This is a genomic window from Aeromicrobium sp. NPDC092404, from assembly GCF_040684095.1.
Classification (GTDB): Bacteria; Actinomycetota; Actinomycetes; order Propionibacteriales; family Nocardioidaceae; genus Aeromicrobium.
Map to the genome: position 1 here is coordinate 994,701 of NZ_JBFBFI010000001.1, position 15,101 is coordinate 1,009,801.

10 protein-coding genes and 3 rRNA genes are annotated in these 15,101 nt (G+C 64.3%); 3 read left to right on the top strand and 10 right to left on the bottom strand.

All coding sequences use genetic code 11. The annotated features are described in order from the left end of the window. Positions 1-57: 57 nt before the first annotated feature. The 6 genes from AB0N22_RS05105 to AB0N22_RS05130 form a co-directional block, all read right to left on the bottom strand. On the bottom strand, positions 58-1,023 hold the full coding sequence (locus AB0N22_RS05105; protein WP_364636816.1) for a tetratricopeptide repeat protein: 966 nt from the start codon (positions 1,021-1,023) through the stop codon (positions 58-60). 75 nt (positions 1,024-1,098) lie between these two features. After that, positions 1,099-1,215: ribosomal RNA gene (gene rrf / locus AB0N22_RS05110) — 5S ribosomal RNA — on the bottom strand. A gap of 113 nt (positions 1,216-1,328) precedes the next feature. Further along, a 23S ribosomal RNA gene (locus AB0N22_RS05115) occupies positions 1,329-4,430 on the bottom strand. Positions 4,431-4,781: 351 nt separating this feature from the next. Then, positions 4,782-6,299 (bottom strand): 16S ribosomal RNA (locus AB0N22_RS05120). The 16S, 23S and 5S rRNA genes sit together here, the layout of an rRNA operon. Before the next feature lie 499 nt (positions 6,300-6,798). Then, positions 6,799-8,055 (bottom strand): tyrosine--tRNA ligase, encoded by a 1,257-nt coding sequence (tyrS, locus tag AB0N22_RS05125; RefSeq protein ID WP_364636818.1) that lies wholly within the window; start codon positions 8,053-8,055, stop codon positions 6,799-6,801. Positions 8,056-8,126: 71 nt separating this feature from the next. Beyond that, a complete protein-coding gene (locus AB0N22_RS05130; protein ID WP_364636820.1) occupies positions 8,127-8,513 on the bottom strand; it encodes a universal stress protein in 387 nt (128 codons plus the stop codon). 74 nt (positions 8,514-8,587) lie between these two features. Between AB0N22_RS05130 and AB0N22_RS05135 the strand changes: the two genes are divergently transcribed. Next, a complete protein-coding gene (locus AB0N22_RS05135) occupies positions 8,588-9,238 on the top strand; it encodes a DsbA family oxidoreductase (RefSeq protein ID WP_364636822.1) in 651 nt (216 codons plus the stop codon). A 94-nt stretch (positions 9,239-9,332) separates the two neighbouring features. On the opposite strand, the gene AB0N22_RS05140 is transcribed toward AB0N22_RS05135, so the two are convergent. Genes AB0N22_RS05140 through AB0N22_RS05155 form a run of 4 tightly spaced genes read right to left on the bottom strand, consistent with a single transcriptional unit; the run spans position 9,333 to position 12,746 of the window. Further along, positions 9,333-9,731 (bottom strand): universal stress protein, encoded by a 399-nt coding sequence (locus tag AB0N22_RS05140; protein ID WP_364636824.1) that lies wholly within the window; start codon positions 9,729-9,731, stop codon positions 9,333-9,335. After that, complete coding sequence (locus AB0N22_RS05145; RefSeq protein ID WP_364636826.1) at positions 9,728-11,233, bottom strand: tripartite tricarboxylate transporter permease; 1,506 nt, start codon at positions 11,231-11,233, stop codon at positions 9,728-9,730. The genes AB0N22_RS05140 and AB0N22_RS05145 overlap by 4 nt, the downstream gene beginning before the upstream one ends. Further along, positions 11,233-11,757 carry a tripartite tricarboxylate transporter TctB family protein gene (locus AB0N22_RS05150; RefSeq protein ID WP_364636828.1) on the bottom strand — a complete coding sequence of 175 codons (525 nt, stop codon included), beginning with the start codon at positions 11,755-11,757 and terminating at the stop codon, positions 11,233-11,235. Before AB0N22_RS05150 ends, AB0N22_RS05145 begins: the two co-directional genes overlap by 1 nt. Continuing rightward, positions 11,754-12,746, bottom strand: coding sequence for a tripartite tricarboxylate transporter substrate-binding protein (locus tag AB0N22_RS05155; protein WP_364636830.1), 993 nt, complete (start codon positions 12,744-12,746; stop codon positions 11,754-11,756). The genes AB0N22_RS05150 and AB0N22_RS05155 overlap by 4 nt, the downstream gene beginning before the upstream one ends. An 82-nt stretch (positions 12,747-12,828) precedes the next feature. Here AB0N22_RS05155 and AB0N22_RS05160 point away from each other — a divergent pair, with 82 nt between their 5' ends. Beyond that, complete coding sequence (locus AB0N22_RS05160) at positions 12,829-14,421, top strand: sensor histidine kinase (protein WP_364636832.1); 1,593 nt, start codon at positions 12,829-12,831, stop codon at positions 14,419-14,421. Next, on the top strand, positions 14,418-15,089 hold the full coding sequence (locus AB0N22_RS05165) for a response regulator (protein ID WP_364636834.1): 672 nt from the start codon (positions 14,418-14,420) through the stop codon (positions 15,087-15,089). Before AB0N22_RS05160 ends, AB0N22_RS05165 begins: the two co-directional genes overlap by 4 nt. Positions 15,090-15,101 lie beyond the last annotated feature (12 nt).

Below are 15,101 nucleotides of genomic sequence, written 5' to 3' on the forward strand. Positions count from 1 at the left end.
CTGCCAGCGGCAGGGGGCATCGGTCAGCGCGTCGGCTGTGGACAGCTGGGGAGGAGCTCAGCCCTGTGGACGGGGCTCCAGCTCGGCCAGTCGTTCCTCGGCGTCGGTCTGCTTGTTGCCGTCGACCGCCACGGTGCGGTGGAACCACTCGATCGCCTCGTCCCGCCGGCCAGCGTCCAGCAGGGCGTCCGCGTACGCATAACGGAGCCGCGGGACCCACTCGGAACGTCCCTTGGTGTGCAGCGGCTCGGTCTCGAGCAACCGCACGGCGGCGTCGTACTGCTTCTGGTCGCGGCGCGCGCCAGCGACGACGATCGAGAGCTCGATCTGGCCGGCGTCGTCGAGCTGGCTCCGGATCTCCGGGGTGTCGTAGGCGATCGCCTTGTCCGGGCGCTTCAGCGCTCGCTCGCAGTCAGCCATCATCGGGGCGTACAGGTAGCCGCCCGTCATGCGGCGGGCCGCGCGGAACTCCGACAGCGCCTCGGCGAACTTGCCGGCCGCGTACGCCGTCTCGCCGCAGGCCTCACGAACGAGGCCCGACCGGGTCGCCCTCGCCTTGGCTGCCAGGGCGTGCAGGTGCGCCGTCTCCGGGTCCTCGGCCATGAGCAGGCCGGCCATCACCAGGTGACGGGCGACCTTGTCCGCGAGCTTCTCCGGAAGGCTCTGCAGCGCCTGGCGGGCGTGCTTGTCGAGGTCCTTGGCACTGACGTCGTCCGGGATCGGCGGACCGTCGTAGATGTTCTGGGCTGCGGTGCGATCGCCCTCCTCCTGGCGGCGATCGCGGCGCGCCTCGTACGGCTTGCCGTCGCGGCGCGGGTGCGCCGGCTTGCCGTCACGCCGGGGCCCAGAGGGCTTCCCGTCACGTCGGTCGGACGGCTTCCCGTCACGGCCGCGCGGATCACCGCTCCCGCGTCGATCTCGTCCCTGACCGCCCGCCGGCTTGCCGCCACGGGCACCTCCACCGCCGGCACCACGGCCAGCAGGCTTCCCACCGTCACGGCGGGGATTTCTCGACTCTGCCATGAGTCGTTCCTTCCATCGAATGTTGCGCAAATGCAGCAAGGCCGCTCCCGAAGGAGCGGCCTCGCGCTAAAGATTGTCCGGCGACGTCCTACTCTCCCACACAGTCTCCCGTGCAGTACCATCGGCGCTGAAAGGCTTAACTTCCGGGTTCGGAATGTAACCGGGTGTTTCCCTTTCGCCATGGTCGCCGAAACTCTATTGAGATATCAATTCCTGGGCCTGATCAGCTCACGTGGAGCCGTCAGGCGATCAGGGTTCCCGATCATATCTCGGGAACCTCACAGTGGACGCGGTAGATCTTTGTAAGAAACAAGCCCTCGGCCTATTAGTACCGGTCGGCTCCATGCATTGCTGCACTTCCACCTCCGGCCTATCAACCCAGTGGTCTGCTGGGGGCCTTACCTGGTAAACCAGTGGGAAACCTCATCTTGAAACACGCTTCCCGCTTAGATGCTTTCAGCGGTTATCGCTTCCGAACGTAGCTAATCAGCGGTGCTCCTGGCGGAACAACTGACACACCAGAGGTTCGTCCATCCCGGTCCTCTCGTACTAGGGACAGATTTTCTCAAGTTTCCTACGCGCGCGGCGGATAGGGACCGAACTGTCTCACGACGTTCTAAACCCAGCTCGCGTGCCGCTTTAATGGGCGAACAGCCCAACCCTTGGGACCTGCTACGGCCCCAGGATGCGACGAGCCGACATCGAGGTGCCAAACCATCCCGTCGATATGGACTCTTGGGGAAGATCAGCCTGTTATCCCCGGGGTACCTTTTATCCGTTGAGCGACGCCGCTTCCACTTGCCAGCGCCGGATCACTAGTTCCGACTTTCGTCCCTGCTCGAGCTGTCACTCTCACAGTCAAGCTCCCTTGTGCACTTACACTCGAAACCTGATTGCCAACCAGGCTGAGGGAACCTTTGAGCGCCTCCGTTACATTTTAGGAGGCAACCGCCCCAGTTAAACTACCCATCAGGCACTGTCCCTGATCCAGATAATGGACCTAGGTTAGATATCTAGTACAGCCAGAGTGGTATTTCAACGATGACTCCACCTGAACTGGCGTCCAAGCTTCACAGTCTCCCACCTATCCTACACAAACTGAACCAAACACCAATACCAAACTATAGTAAAGGTCCCGGGGTCTTTCCGTCCTGCCGCGCGTAACGAGCATCTTTACTCGTAGTGCAATTTCGCCGAGTCCATGGTTGAGACAGCGCCCAAGTCGTTACTCCATTCGTGCAGGTCGGAACTTACCCGACAAGGAATTTCGCTACCTTAGGATGGTTATAGTTACCACCGCCGTTTACTGGGGCTTAAGTTCTGTGCTTCGCTTGCGCTGACACGTCCCCTTAACCTTCCAGCACCGGGCAGGAGTCAGTCCGTATACGGCGTCTTTCGACTTAGCACGGACCTGTGTTTTTAGTAAACAGTCGCTTGGGCCTGGTCTCTGCGGCCTTCAACGCTTCTCGGAGCAAGTCCGATAACGAATCCGGCCCCCCTTCTCCCGAAGTTACGGGGGCATTTTGCCGAGTTCCTTAACCATGGTTCACTCGATCACCTTAGTATTCTCTACCTGACCACCTGAGTCGGTTTGGGGTACGGGCGGCTCTAGATCTCGCTAGATGCTTTTCTCGGCAGCATAGGATCACTCACTTCGACTAAAACGTCTCCCCATCAGATCTCAGGCACGTGAATGGCGGATTTGCCTACCATTCGCCCTACATCCTTAGCCCGGGACAACCATCGCCCGGGATGAGCTACCTTCCTGCGTCACACCATTGCTTGCCTACTACCAGATCGGGTCGTGCGCAGCGCCGGCATCGCTCCGAAGAGTCCCGCCAGTTTTGGGCACTTAGCATTTCTGGGTTCGGCATGGGCGATCTAATGCCGGTACGGGAATATCAGCCCGTTGTCCATCGACTACGCCTGTCGGCCTCGCCTTAGGTCCCGACTTACCCAGGGAAGATTAGCTTGACCCTGGAACCCTTGGTCATTCGGTGGAGGAGTTTCTCACTCCTCATTCGCTACTCATGCCTGCATTCTCACTCGTGTAGCCTCCACGGCTGGATCACTCCGCCGCTTCGCTGGCCACACGACGCTCCCCTACCGATCCATGCGCCTGGACCACGAAGGCCTGGCTATTGCATGAATCCCATAGCTTCGGTGGATAACTTGAGCCCCGCTAAATTGTCGGCGCGGAATTACTTGACCAGTGAGCTATTACGCACTCTTTCAAGGGTGGCTGCTTCTAAGCCAACCTCCTGGTTGTCTCTGCGACTCCACATCCTTTTCCACTTAGTTATCGCTTTGGGACCTTAGCTGATGGTCTGGGCTGTTTCCCTCTCGACAATGGAGCTTATCCCCCACTGTCTCACTGCTGCGCTCTCACTTACCGGCATTCGGAGTTTGGCTGAGTTCAGTAAGCTTGTAGGCCCCCTAGCCCATCCAGTGCTCTACCTCCGGCAAGAAACACGCAACGCTGCACCTAAATGCATTTCGGGGAGAACCAGCTATCACGGAGTTTGATTGGCCTTTCACCCCTATCCACAGCTCATCCCCCCAGTTTTTAACCTAGGTGGGTTCGGTCCTCCACGCGGTCTTACCCGCGCTTCAACCTGGCCATGGATAGATCACTCCGCTTCGGGTCTAGATCCTGCAACTATGGTCGCCCTATTCGGACTCGCTTTCGCTACGGCTACGGCTCGACGCCTTAACCTCGCTACAGAACGCTAACTCGCAGGCTCATTCTTCAAAAGGCACGCTGTCACCCTTCACAAGGAAGAGCTCCAACGGATTGTATGCACATGGTTTCAGGTACTATTTCACTCCCCTCCCGGGGTACTTTTCACCTTTCCCTCACGGTACTAGTCCGCTATCGGTCATCGAGGAGTATTTAGGCTTAACGGGTGGTCCCGCTAGATTCACACCGAATTTCAGGGGTTCGGTGTTACTTGGGATGACACAAAAGAGCCATGAGCTTACGTGTACGGGGCTATCACCCTCTATGGCGCAACTTTCCAGTTGGCTTTCACTTCACTCATGGTTTATGACTCTTTGCCTGCTCGGCAGAACAGACCATGTGGTCCCACAACACCCCAGTGACAACGCCTGCCGGCTATCACATCACTGAGGTTTAGCCTGATCCGGTTTCGCTCGCCACTACTACCGGAATCACTTTTGTTTTCTCTTCCTGTGGGTACTGAGATGTTTCACTTCCCCACGTTCCCTCCTACTGCCCTATGTGTTCAGACAGAGGTACCTGGACTTTACTCCAGGTGGGTTTCCCCATTCGGACATCCCCGGATCACAGGTCGGTTGTCACCTTCCCGGGGCTTTTCGCAGACTCCAACGTCCTTCATCGGCTCTCGATGCCAAGGCATCCACCATGTGCACTTAGTAGCTTGTTGTTACTACAAAGATGCTCGCGTCCACTGTGAAGTTCTCAAAATACGTTCGGTCCCACATAAAAGTCCCGCGCCTACCAGATGTCCCTGACGGGATGAACCTGGCGGTTCGTGAGGATATGTGGTCCGAGGTCTCAACTCTCCGAGCTGATCCCTCAGGACCCAACAGTGTGCCTGAGTTGATGAATTCTTCAAAGCGAGGTTCCACTCTCCGAAGAGAAGTACTGACGCTCGTGGCATTCATCAAGCCAAATAATCGACGATCCACTAGTGAGCTGAGCTGCGTACAGACATTCGCCGTACAAACAGCTCGATGGACAACCAGGCTTGCGCCGGCTGCCAAGTGCTCCTTAGAAAGGAGGTGATCCAGCCGCACCTTCCGGTACGGCTACCTTGTTACGACTTCGTCCCAATCGCCAGCCCCACCTTCGACAGCTCCCTCCGTAAACGGTTGGGCCACTGGCTTCGGGTGTTGCCGACTTTCATGACGTGACGGGCGGTGTGTACAAGGCCCGGGAACGTATTCACCGCAGCGTTGCTGATCTGCGATTACTAGCGACTCCGACTTCATGGGGTCGAGTTGCAGACCCCAATCCGAACTGAGACCGGCTTTTTGGGATTCGCTCCACCTTGCGGTTTCGCAGCCCTTTGTACCGGCCATTGTAGCATGCTTGAAGCCCTGGACATAAGGGGCATGAAGACTTGACGTCATCCCCACCTTCCTCCGAGTTGACCCCGGCAGTCTCCTATGAGTCCCCACCATTACGTGCTGGCAACATAGGACGAGGGTTGCGCTCGTTGCGGGACTTAACCCAACATCTCACGACACGAGCTGACGACAGCCATGCACCACCTGTATACCGACCAAAAGGGGGCTACATCTCTGCAGCTTTCCGGTATATGTCAAACCCAGGTAAGGTTCTTCGCGTTGCATCGAATTAATCAGCATGCTCCGCCGCTTGTGCGGGCCCCCGTCAATTCCTTTGAGTTTTAGCCTTGCGGCCGTACTCCCCAGGCGGGGCGCTTAATGCGTTAGCTGCGGCACGGAGACCGTGGAAGGTCCCCACACCTAGCGCCCAACGTTTACGGCATGGACTACCAGGGTATCTAATCCTGTTCGCTCCCCATGCTTTCGCTCCTCAGCGTCAGGTAATGCCCAGAGAACCGCCTTCGCCACCGGTGTTCCTCCTGATATCTGCGCATTCCACCGCTACACCAGGAATTCCGTTCTCCCCTGCATACCTCTAGTCTGCCCGTATCGGAAGCACGCTCAGGGTTGAGCCCTGAGTTTTCACTCCCGACGCGACAAACCGCCTACGAGCCCTTTACGCCCAATAATTCCGGACAACGCTCGGACCCTACGTATTACCGCGGCTGCTGGCACGTAGTTGGCCGGTCCTTCTTCTGCAGGTACCGTCACTTTCGCTTCGTCCCTGCTGAAAGAGGTTTACAACCCGAAGGCCGTCATCCCTCACGCGGCGTTGCTGGATCAGGCTTTCGCCCATTGTCCAATATTCCCCACTGCTGCCTCCCGTAGGAGTCTGGGCCGTGTCTCAGTCCCAGTGTGGCCGGTCACCCTCTCAGGCCGGCTACCCGTCAATGCCTTGGTGAGCCATTACCTCACCAACAAGCTGATAGGCCGCGAGCTCATCCTTCTCCGCCGGAGCTTTCCACCTCAGAACATGTGATCCGAGGTCATATTCGGCATTAGCCATCGTTTCCAATGGTTATTCCGATGAGAAGGGCAGATTGCTCACGTGTTACTCACCCGTTCGCCGCTCGTGTACTCCCGAAGGAGCCTTACCGCTCGACTTGCATGTGTTAAGCACGCCGCCAGCGTTCGTCCTGAGCCAGGATCAAACTCTCCGTTGAAGCAGCTAAAGCGCTGCCAAACTTCAGTTCGACTCTGACAAACTATTTGCTGACAAATAAATTGTCGGAATTGATTTCCATCAAGGTTCCACGCGAGCCGAAGCTCTCGTGGAAGGTCTCGACGGGGTACTACTAATTAATCTCGTCGACTTTTGGCACACTGTTGAGTTCTCAAGGATCAGACGCTCACCTCGACCTCGACCTCTCGGTCTCCGCCTTGGGGCAACTCGTCTAACTTACACGGCTCGTTTTCACCGGTCAAACCGGGTCGGTCACCATGTTCAGCTTCGTTGTCCGCGGTCCGTCTCCGGGCGCCTGAGGCGCCGTGCCGTCGACCGTTTCGGTTGAGCTGGTTGGAAGCTCCGAGTGACCGGCCTTTCGGCCTTTCGCTCCGCCGTGCTGTCCAACAAGAAGAACATTACGGGGGCGATTCAAGCTTCGTCAAATCGGCTCCGTATGGTCCACGTCACATGGTTTCCGACCCCTGAAATGACGGGGTTCAGGACACCGACACGCCCGAGATCGACCGCTTTCCCTTGCGAAGGACGGCCCACTTGCCGTGCAGGAGGCCGTCCGCGAGCTCGAGATCGGGATCGGAGACGCGCTCGTTGTTGACGTACGCTCCCCCGTCCGCCACCGCCCGCCGAGCGGCCGACTTGCTGTCGGCCAGGCCCGCCGCGACGAACGCGTCGACGACGGTCGGCCGGTCGGCAGCCGAGAGGTCCACGGCGCCCGCCTCGCGGAGCGCCGCGGCCAGCGTCGACTCCGACAGCTCGGCCAGCTCGGCCCGGCCGAACAAGGCGCGCGAGGCGAGCTCGGCGGCTGTGGTCTCGTCCTGGCCGTGCACGAGCGTCGTCACCTCGGCGGCGAGCCGGCGCTGCGCGGCTCGGAGGCCGGGCTTCTCGACATGCTCCGCCTCGATGGCCGCGATCTCGTCGAGCGCGAGGAACGTGAACTGGCGCAGGTACTCGATGACCTTGGAGTCCTCCGCCTGGATCCACGACTGGTAGAAGGCGTACGGACTGGTGAGACCGGGGTCGAGCCACACCGTGCCGGCCTCGGTCTTGCCGAACTTCGTGCCGTCGGCCTTGGTGATCAGAGGAGTCGCCAGCGCGTGCACCTTGTGGCCGTCTGCCCGGCGGACCAGCTCGACGCCGGCGGTGATGTTGCCCCACTGGTCGCTGCCGCCGGTCTGGAGGACGCAGCCGTGGCGGCGGTGCAGCTCGAGGTAGTCGAGGGACTGCAGCAGGACGTAGCTGAACTCGGTGTAGCTGATGCCGGACTCGAGCCGGCTGCTGACGACGTCTCGCGCCAGCATCCGGTTGACCGGGAAGTGCTTGCCGATGTCCCGCAGGAAGTCGATCGTGCTGAGGCCTGCGGTCCAGTCGAGGTTGTTGACGATGGTGGCGCCGTTGTCGCCGCCCAGCTCGACGAAGCGGGAGACCTGCTCACGGATGTTGTCGACCCACTCGCCGACCGTCTCCTTGGGGTTCATGACCCGCTCGCCGGCCTCCTTCGGATCACCGATGAGGCCGGTGGAACCGCCGACCAGCATCAACGGCTTGTGCCCGGCCAGCTGGAGCCGGCGGGCCGTGAGGATCTGCAGCAGGTTGCCGATGTGCAGGCTCGGCGCCGTCGGGTCGAATCCCACGTAATAAGTGATCGGCCCCTCTGACAGCTCCGCGCGCAGGGCGTCGCGGTCCGTCGAGTGCGCGATGAGCCCTCGCGCGTCGAGGTCGTCGAGTACGTGGGTCACAGGGCCGTCCTTCGTGGGTCAGGGATTTCACCGCGACTTTAGCGCGGCGCTCCCCTGCCTCGACCCGAGCGCTACGGCTTGACCGCGACGACCGGGACCGCCGCATCGAGCAGGATCTGCTGGGCGACGCTGCCCATGAGGATCTTGCCGACCGGACTGCGCGGACGTACGCCGATCACGATGAGCGAGGCACCGGACTGCTCCGCCTCGAACAGCACCGTGCTGGCGACGCTCTCGCCCTCGACCTGCCGCAGCTCGTAGGGGACCTGGTCCTGCTGGAGCGCCTCGGTGACGTCCTGCATGTGCCGGCCCTTCGCGTGGCCGGTGTCCAGGCGTGGCTCGACGCGGTGGACGTTGATGATGAGCAGGGACTCGCCCTTGCTCCGTGCCTCGGCGGCGGCCCAGTCCAGGGCGGCTCGACCGAACTCGTCAGGGCGGTACGCGACGGCGATTGTCATGACATAAGGATACCGGCGGGACACCACCGATGACGAGCGGAATAGGCCCTGCCGGCAATGACGTTGCACACGTCGTGAGCAACTCAGTCAGGGTGGACATCTGGTCAGACATCGCGTGCCCGTGGTGCTTCGTCGGCAAACGCCGGTTCGAGACCGCGGCTGCGCAGTTCGCCGAGGGCGGTGGGTCGCTCGAGGTCGAGTACCACTCCTTCGAGCTGGCTCCCGACACGCCGGTCGACTTCGAGGGCACGGAGGTCGACTTCCTCGTCGGTCACAAGCGCATGCCGGCAGCCCAGGTCGAGTCGATGCTGGGCCAGATGACCCAGCTCGCCAGCACGGAGGGCCTGTCGTACGACTTCGACGCGTTGCAGCACACCAACACGGTCAAGGCGCACGAGCTGTTGCACTACGCCAAGTCGCAAGGGCGCCAGCTGGACATGAAGGAGCGCCTGCTGTCGGCGTACTTCGAGCAGGGGCGGCACGTGGGTCGCATCGACGATCTCGCCGACCTCGCCGAAGAGATCGGCCTGGACCGTGCCGAGGTGGTCGAGGCGCTGAAGTCGGAGCAGTTCCGCGCGGACGTGCAGGCCGACAAGGACCAGGCGATCGCCTACGGGATCTCTGGCGTGCCGTTCTTCGTGATCAACGGCAAGTACGGCGTCTCGGGCGCGCAGGACCCGTCGGTGTTCGTCGACGTGCTGCAGAAGGCGGCCTCCGACTCATGACGGACCCGCTCGAGATGGTCGGCGCAGACGCCGCCCCCGTGTGCGAGGACGGCGTCTGCGAGCTGCCGGAGGCAGACGCCTCCGACGCGGAGGACTAGCCCGCGTCGTCCGGCTTGACCGCCAGCACGGGGCACCTCGCGTCGAGGATGATGCGCTGCGCCACGCTGCCCAGCAGCAGCTTGCCGACCGGGGACCGTGGACGTACGCCCACGACGATCAGCGTGGCCGAGGACTCCGCAGCGACCGCGAGGACCGCCTCGGCGACGTCGGGAACCATGTCCTGCCGCACCTCGGTCTCGACGTCGAGGCGGCTCAGCTCGGCGCGCAGGGCATCGATCTCCTGCTCGGCCGCCAGTCGCTTGTCGACGTACGCGTCGCCCTTGGTGTCGTTGACGACGACGAGCCTCTCCCCCCGTCGCGACGCCTCGGTGGCCCCGAACTCCAGGGCGGCCTTGCCATAGACATCGGCGCTGTACGCCACGACCACGGTCATGCGCTGACCTTCTTCTGGTTGTTGTTGCGGGACAGGGTCCGGATGCCGTTGCCGACGATGAAGGCCAGCGCTGCGCCGATGACGACGTAGACGATGACCGCGACGGGTTCGCCCCAGAGGGTGCTGACATCGCCCGACGAGATCGCCAGCGACTTGGTGAGCTGGTCCTCCATCCGCGGGCCGAGGATCACCCCGATGATGAGCGGCAGGACCGGGATGCCGAAGCGCCGCATCGCCAGGCCCAGGAGGCCGAGGATCAGCAGGATCAGCAGGTCGAACCACTGGAAGTTGACGCTGTAGGCGCCCAACGAGGCGAAGAACAGGATGCCCGCGTAGAGGTAGGGCCGTGGGATCTGCAGGAGCTTCGCCCAGAGCGGTGCCAGCGGCAGGTTGAGCACGAGCAGCAACGCGTTGCCGATGAACAGGCTCGCGAGGAGCGCCCACACCAGCCCCGGCTGGGTGTCGAACAGCTCCGGCCCGGTCTGGATGCCGTAGCTCTGGAAGGCGAGCAGCATGACGGCGGCGGTCGCCGTGGTGGGCAGGCCGATCGCGAGCAGCGGCACGAGGGTGCCGGCTGCCGACGCGTTGTTGGCGGCCTCGGGCCCGGCCACGCCCTCGATCGCGCCACGGCCGAACTCCTCCGGCTTCTTCGACAGCCTGCGCTCGGTGATGTACGACAGGAACGTCGGCAGCTCGGCACCACCTGCGGGCAGCGCGCCGAACGGGAAACCGAGCGCCGTGCCGCGCAACCACGGCTTCCAGGAGCGGCCCCAGTCGTCGCGGTTCATCCACGGCTGTCCCACCGGGATGATGTCGAGGGGCCGGCGACGCAGGTGCGACGCGACCCAGAGGGCCTCGCCGATCGCGAAGATCGCGACGGCCACCACGACGATGTCGATGCCGTCGGCCAGCAACGGGCTGCCGAAGGTCAGACGGGGCTGGCCCGTCTCGGTGCCGACCAGGCCGATCGCGAGCCCGATGAACAGCGCGATGAAGCCGCGGAGCCGGGAGTTGCCCAGGACCGCTGTCACCGCGAAGAGCGCCAGCACCATGAGGGCGAAGTTGGACGGGTTGCCGAGCTTGACGACCTGCTCGGCGACCGACGGGGCGAACAGCACCAGGAGCAGCGTGCCGATCGTGCCCGCGACGAACGAGCCGATCGCCGCGGTCGCGAGGGCCTGGGCCGCCCGGCCGGACTTGGCCATCTTGTTGCCCTCGATGGCTGTCACGACCGAGGACGACTCCCCCGGCGTGTTGAGCAGGATCGACGTGGTCGAGCCGCCGTACATGCCGCCGTAGTAGATGCCGGCGAACATGATCAGCGCGCTCGCGGGCTCCACGCTGTAGGTGATCGGCAGCAGCAGCGCCAGCGTCATCGCCGGACCGATGCCCGGCAGGACGCCCACCGCGGTCCCGAGCAGCACGCCGATGCAGGCGTACAGGAGGTTGGTGGGGGTCAGGGCGGCCTCGAAGCCCTGCATCAGGAGGTCGAACGATCCCATCAGAGCACCCCGTCCAGGATGCCGGCCGGGATCGCGAGGCCCAGGCCGGAGTAGAAGCCGTACCAGGTGCCGACCGACAGCACGACGCCGATCGCGAGGGAGCGCACGATCGACCGTGCGCCGAGGACGTGGGCCGTGCCGGCGAACAGCAGCGCGCCGGTGATCGCCCAGCCGAGCCAGCTGATCAGGGCCAGGTTGAGGACGAAGACAGCGATGAGCTTGCCGACCGTGACCCAGTCACTGCCCTGCGTCAGGTCGACGTCCTCGCCCTCCTCGGACTCCGCGACGTCGCCGCGGGCGGTCGCGACCGCCAGGAGCACGGCGAGAAGCACGAGCGCGACGCCGACGACGTACGGGACGGCGTAGGGCTGGACCGGCTGGTCGGCGAACCCCTTGCGCAGGGTCGTGGCGTCGTAGATGACGTAGGCGCCGGCGACGCCGATGGCGGCGGCGAGGGCGTACTGCGCCTTGTCGACGACGCGGACCTCGCTCGGCTCGGCGGGTGGGTGCTGTGTCGTGGTCATGCGAGTCCCAGCTCCTTCAGTGTCGTGGCGACGCGTTGGTCCTGCTCCTTGAGGAAGTCGCCGAACTCGTCACCCGTGATGAAGGCGTCGATCCAGCCGTTCCGCTTGAGCTCGGCCTGCCAGCCCTTGGTCTGGTGCATGTCGGCGAAGAGGGCGATCAAGTCGTCGCGGGTCTCGTCCGAGATGCCCGGGGGCGCGAGGATGCCGCGCCAGTTGGTGAAGACCAGGTCGACCCCGGACTCCTTGAGCGTCGGCGCCTCGACGTTGTCGAGGCGCTCGGCGCCGGACACCGCGAGCACGCGCAGCGAGCCGTCCTTGATCTGACCCTCGAACTCGCTCGGCCCGGAGGTGCCGACGTCGATCTTGTTGCCCAGCAGGGCCGAGGTGAGCGGGCCACCGCCGTCGTACGGGATGTACTTCACGTCCTTGGGCTCGATGTCGATCGCCTTGGCGAGCTGCATCGGGAAGAGGTGGTCGGGACCGCCGGGTGACGATCCGCCACCGATCGTGACGCTTTGGGGGTCCTTCTTCCACGCGGTGACGAGATCGTCCACGGTCTTGAACTTCGAGTCCTTCGGCACGATGAGTGCCTCCTGGTCCTCGATCAGCCGCGCGATCGGGGTCGCCTTGGAGACCCGGGCGTCCGAGTCGTTGGTGTAGACCGCGCCGACGACCCCGAGCCCCATCGTCATGACGACGTCGTTGGCCCCCTCGGCGTTGAGCAGGCGCTGCATCGCGACGGTGCCGCTGGCGCCCAGGACGTTCGTGATCTCGAACCGGCCCGAGAGCTCGCTGTCCTCGAGCACGTGCGCCGCGGCACGGCCCGTGAGGTCGTAGCCACCGCCTGGACTGTTCGGGATCCACATCTGCAGTCGTCGGTGTGCCTCGTCGCCGGAGTCGCGGGTGACCCCGCAGCTCGCCGGCACCATCGCGGTGACGACTGCGAGGATGACCGTGGCGACCCGGGTGTGGGCGCGTCGTCTTGTCATGCAACCTCCTGTGGTCGACCCCGAGCATGGCCCCCACGTGTGGCGTGAGTCACTATTGCGGAACCAAAGGAGGTTGTGTTCTTTGTGGTCACCGCGCCGCCATCGGCTGACACTCGCCGGGCAGTTCCTCGTCCTGCAGCTGGTCGTGGTCGCCCTGGTCCTCGCGATCGTGGCGGCGATCTCCGTACGCCAGTCGACCGTGACGTTCGCCAGCGAGCGCGGCTCGCAGATGCGGTCGGTCGCGGAGTACCTCGCTAACATCTCGGTGGTCCGCTCGGAGATCGACAGCCCCACACCCTCGAGTGCGCTGGCGCCGTCCATCAGCCGCGCCCTCAGCCTGTCCGGAGCGACCGAGGTGACGATCGCCGACCCGCGGGGCGTCGTGCTCTCCTCGTCCGACCCGCGACTCGTCGGGGCGAAGGTCGAGCTGGGCGACAGCCGCGTACGTGAGGGGCGCGGCTGGGTCGGCGACGTCGACGACGACGGTCACGAGGCCGTGGCCGGGCACGCGCCGATCCTCGACGACGACGGGGAGCTCGTCGGCCTCTCGATCGCTCAGCAGCGCTATCCGTCGAGCTGGGAGCGATTCACGAACGCGGCCCCTGATCTTACCCTGTTCCTCGGTGTCGGAGCGCTGCTCGGCGTCGCCGGCTCGCTGCTCCTGGCCCGGCTCATCAAGCGTCGGACCCGAGGGCTCGAGCCCCACGAGATCGCCACGCTCGCCGATCACCGCGAGGCGTTGCTGCACAGCATCCGCGAAGGCGTCATCGCGGTGGGCACCGACGGCCGGGTCACGATGATCAACGACAGCGCGCGAGACCTCCTCGACGTCGGGCCCGACGTCGTCGGCCGACCTGTCGCGGACCTCGAGCTCGACCCCCAGGTCACGCACCTGCTCACCACCGGGAGCGGCAGCCAGGACGCGGTCGTGCTCGTGGGGACGCGGGTGCTGGTGTTCAACCAGCGCTCCGCCTCGAGCCACGGTGAGGGCATCGGTACCGTCACGACCATGCGTGACCGGACCGAGCTCGTCTCGATGCAGAGCCAGCTCAGCTCCAACCTCTCGATCACCGACACGCTGCGCGCGCAGACCCACGAGTTCGCCAACCAGCTGCACACGATCTCCGGCCTCGTGCAGCTGGAGGAGTACGACGAGGTCACGACCCTGGTCGGCACCCTGACGAGGCGCCGGGCGGAGATCACCGACGAGGTCACGAGCCGCGTCGCGGACCCGGCCGTCGCTGCGCTGCTGATCGCCAAGTCGAGCGTCGCTGCCGAGGCCGGCGTCTCGCTGACGCTGACCACGGAGTCCCGCCTCGCGGCCCTCACGTCGGGTGAGTCCGCCGACCTCACGACGATCGTGGGCAACCTCGTCGACAACGCGATCGACGCGTGCCGCTCCGGGCCGTCCCCGCAGGTGCGGGTCGACGTCCGCGACCAGTCCGGCCGGGTCGTCCTCGAGGTGCACGACAACGGTCCCGGCGTCCCGGAGGCGGCCCGCGAGGCGATCTTCGTCCGTGGCTTCTCGACCAAGCCCGACGTGCTGGGCGGCCGGGGCATCGGGTTGCCGCTCGTGCAGCTGATCTGCACCCAGCGCGGTGGCAGCGTCACGCTCGAGCACCGCGAAGGCACCACGTTCCGGGTCGAGCTGCCGCTGAGTGGCGGGGCCTCATGATCAGCGTGCTGGTCGTCGACGACGACTTCATGGTCGCGGGCATCCACGCCCGGTTCGTCGAGAAGACCGACGGCTTCACCGTCGTCGGGGCCGCCCGCAACGGCGAGGAGGCGTTGCGCCTCGTCACGGAGCTGGCGCCCGACCTCATCCTGCTCGACGTCCACCTGCCCGACATGAGCGGTCTCGACGTCCTGCAGCAGCTGCGCGCGTCGGGCAACGTGGCAGGCGTCGTGATGGTCACGGCCGACCGTGACGCCGACGTCGTCCGGGCGGCGTTGCACGGCGGGGCGATGCAGTACCTCGTCAAGCCGTTCGAATATCCCGACCTGGCGGCCCGGCTCATGCGCGTCCGGGACACGCTCGCGCTCCTCGAACGGGGCGCCGCCGACCAGGAGTCCATCGATCGGGCCTTCGGCACGGCGCAGGCGGCGGACCAGCCGCTGCCCAAGGGCCTCAGTCTCGAGACGGCCGGCCTGGTCGGCTCTGCCCTCAGGGAGGCCGGAGAGCTCTCGGCGACCGAGTGCGGCGAACGGGTGGGCATCTCCCGCGTCAGCGCCCGTCGCTACCTGGAGTACTTCGTGGACGACGGTCGTGCGGTCGTTCGCCTCAACTACGGCAACCAGGGCCGGCCCGAGCGCCGCTACCGCTGTCGGACCGACCAGAGATAGCGGCGCTCGGAC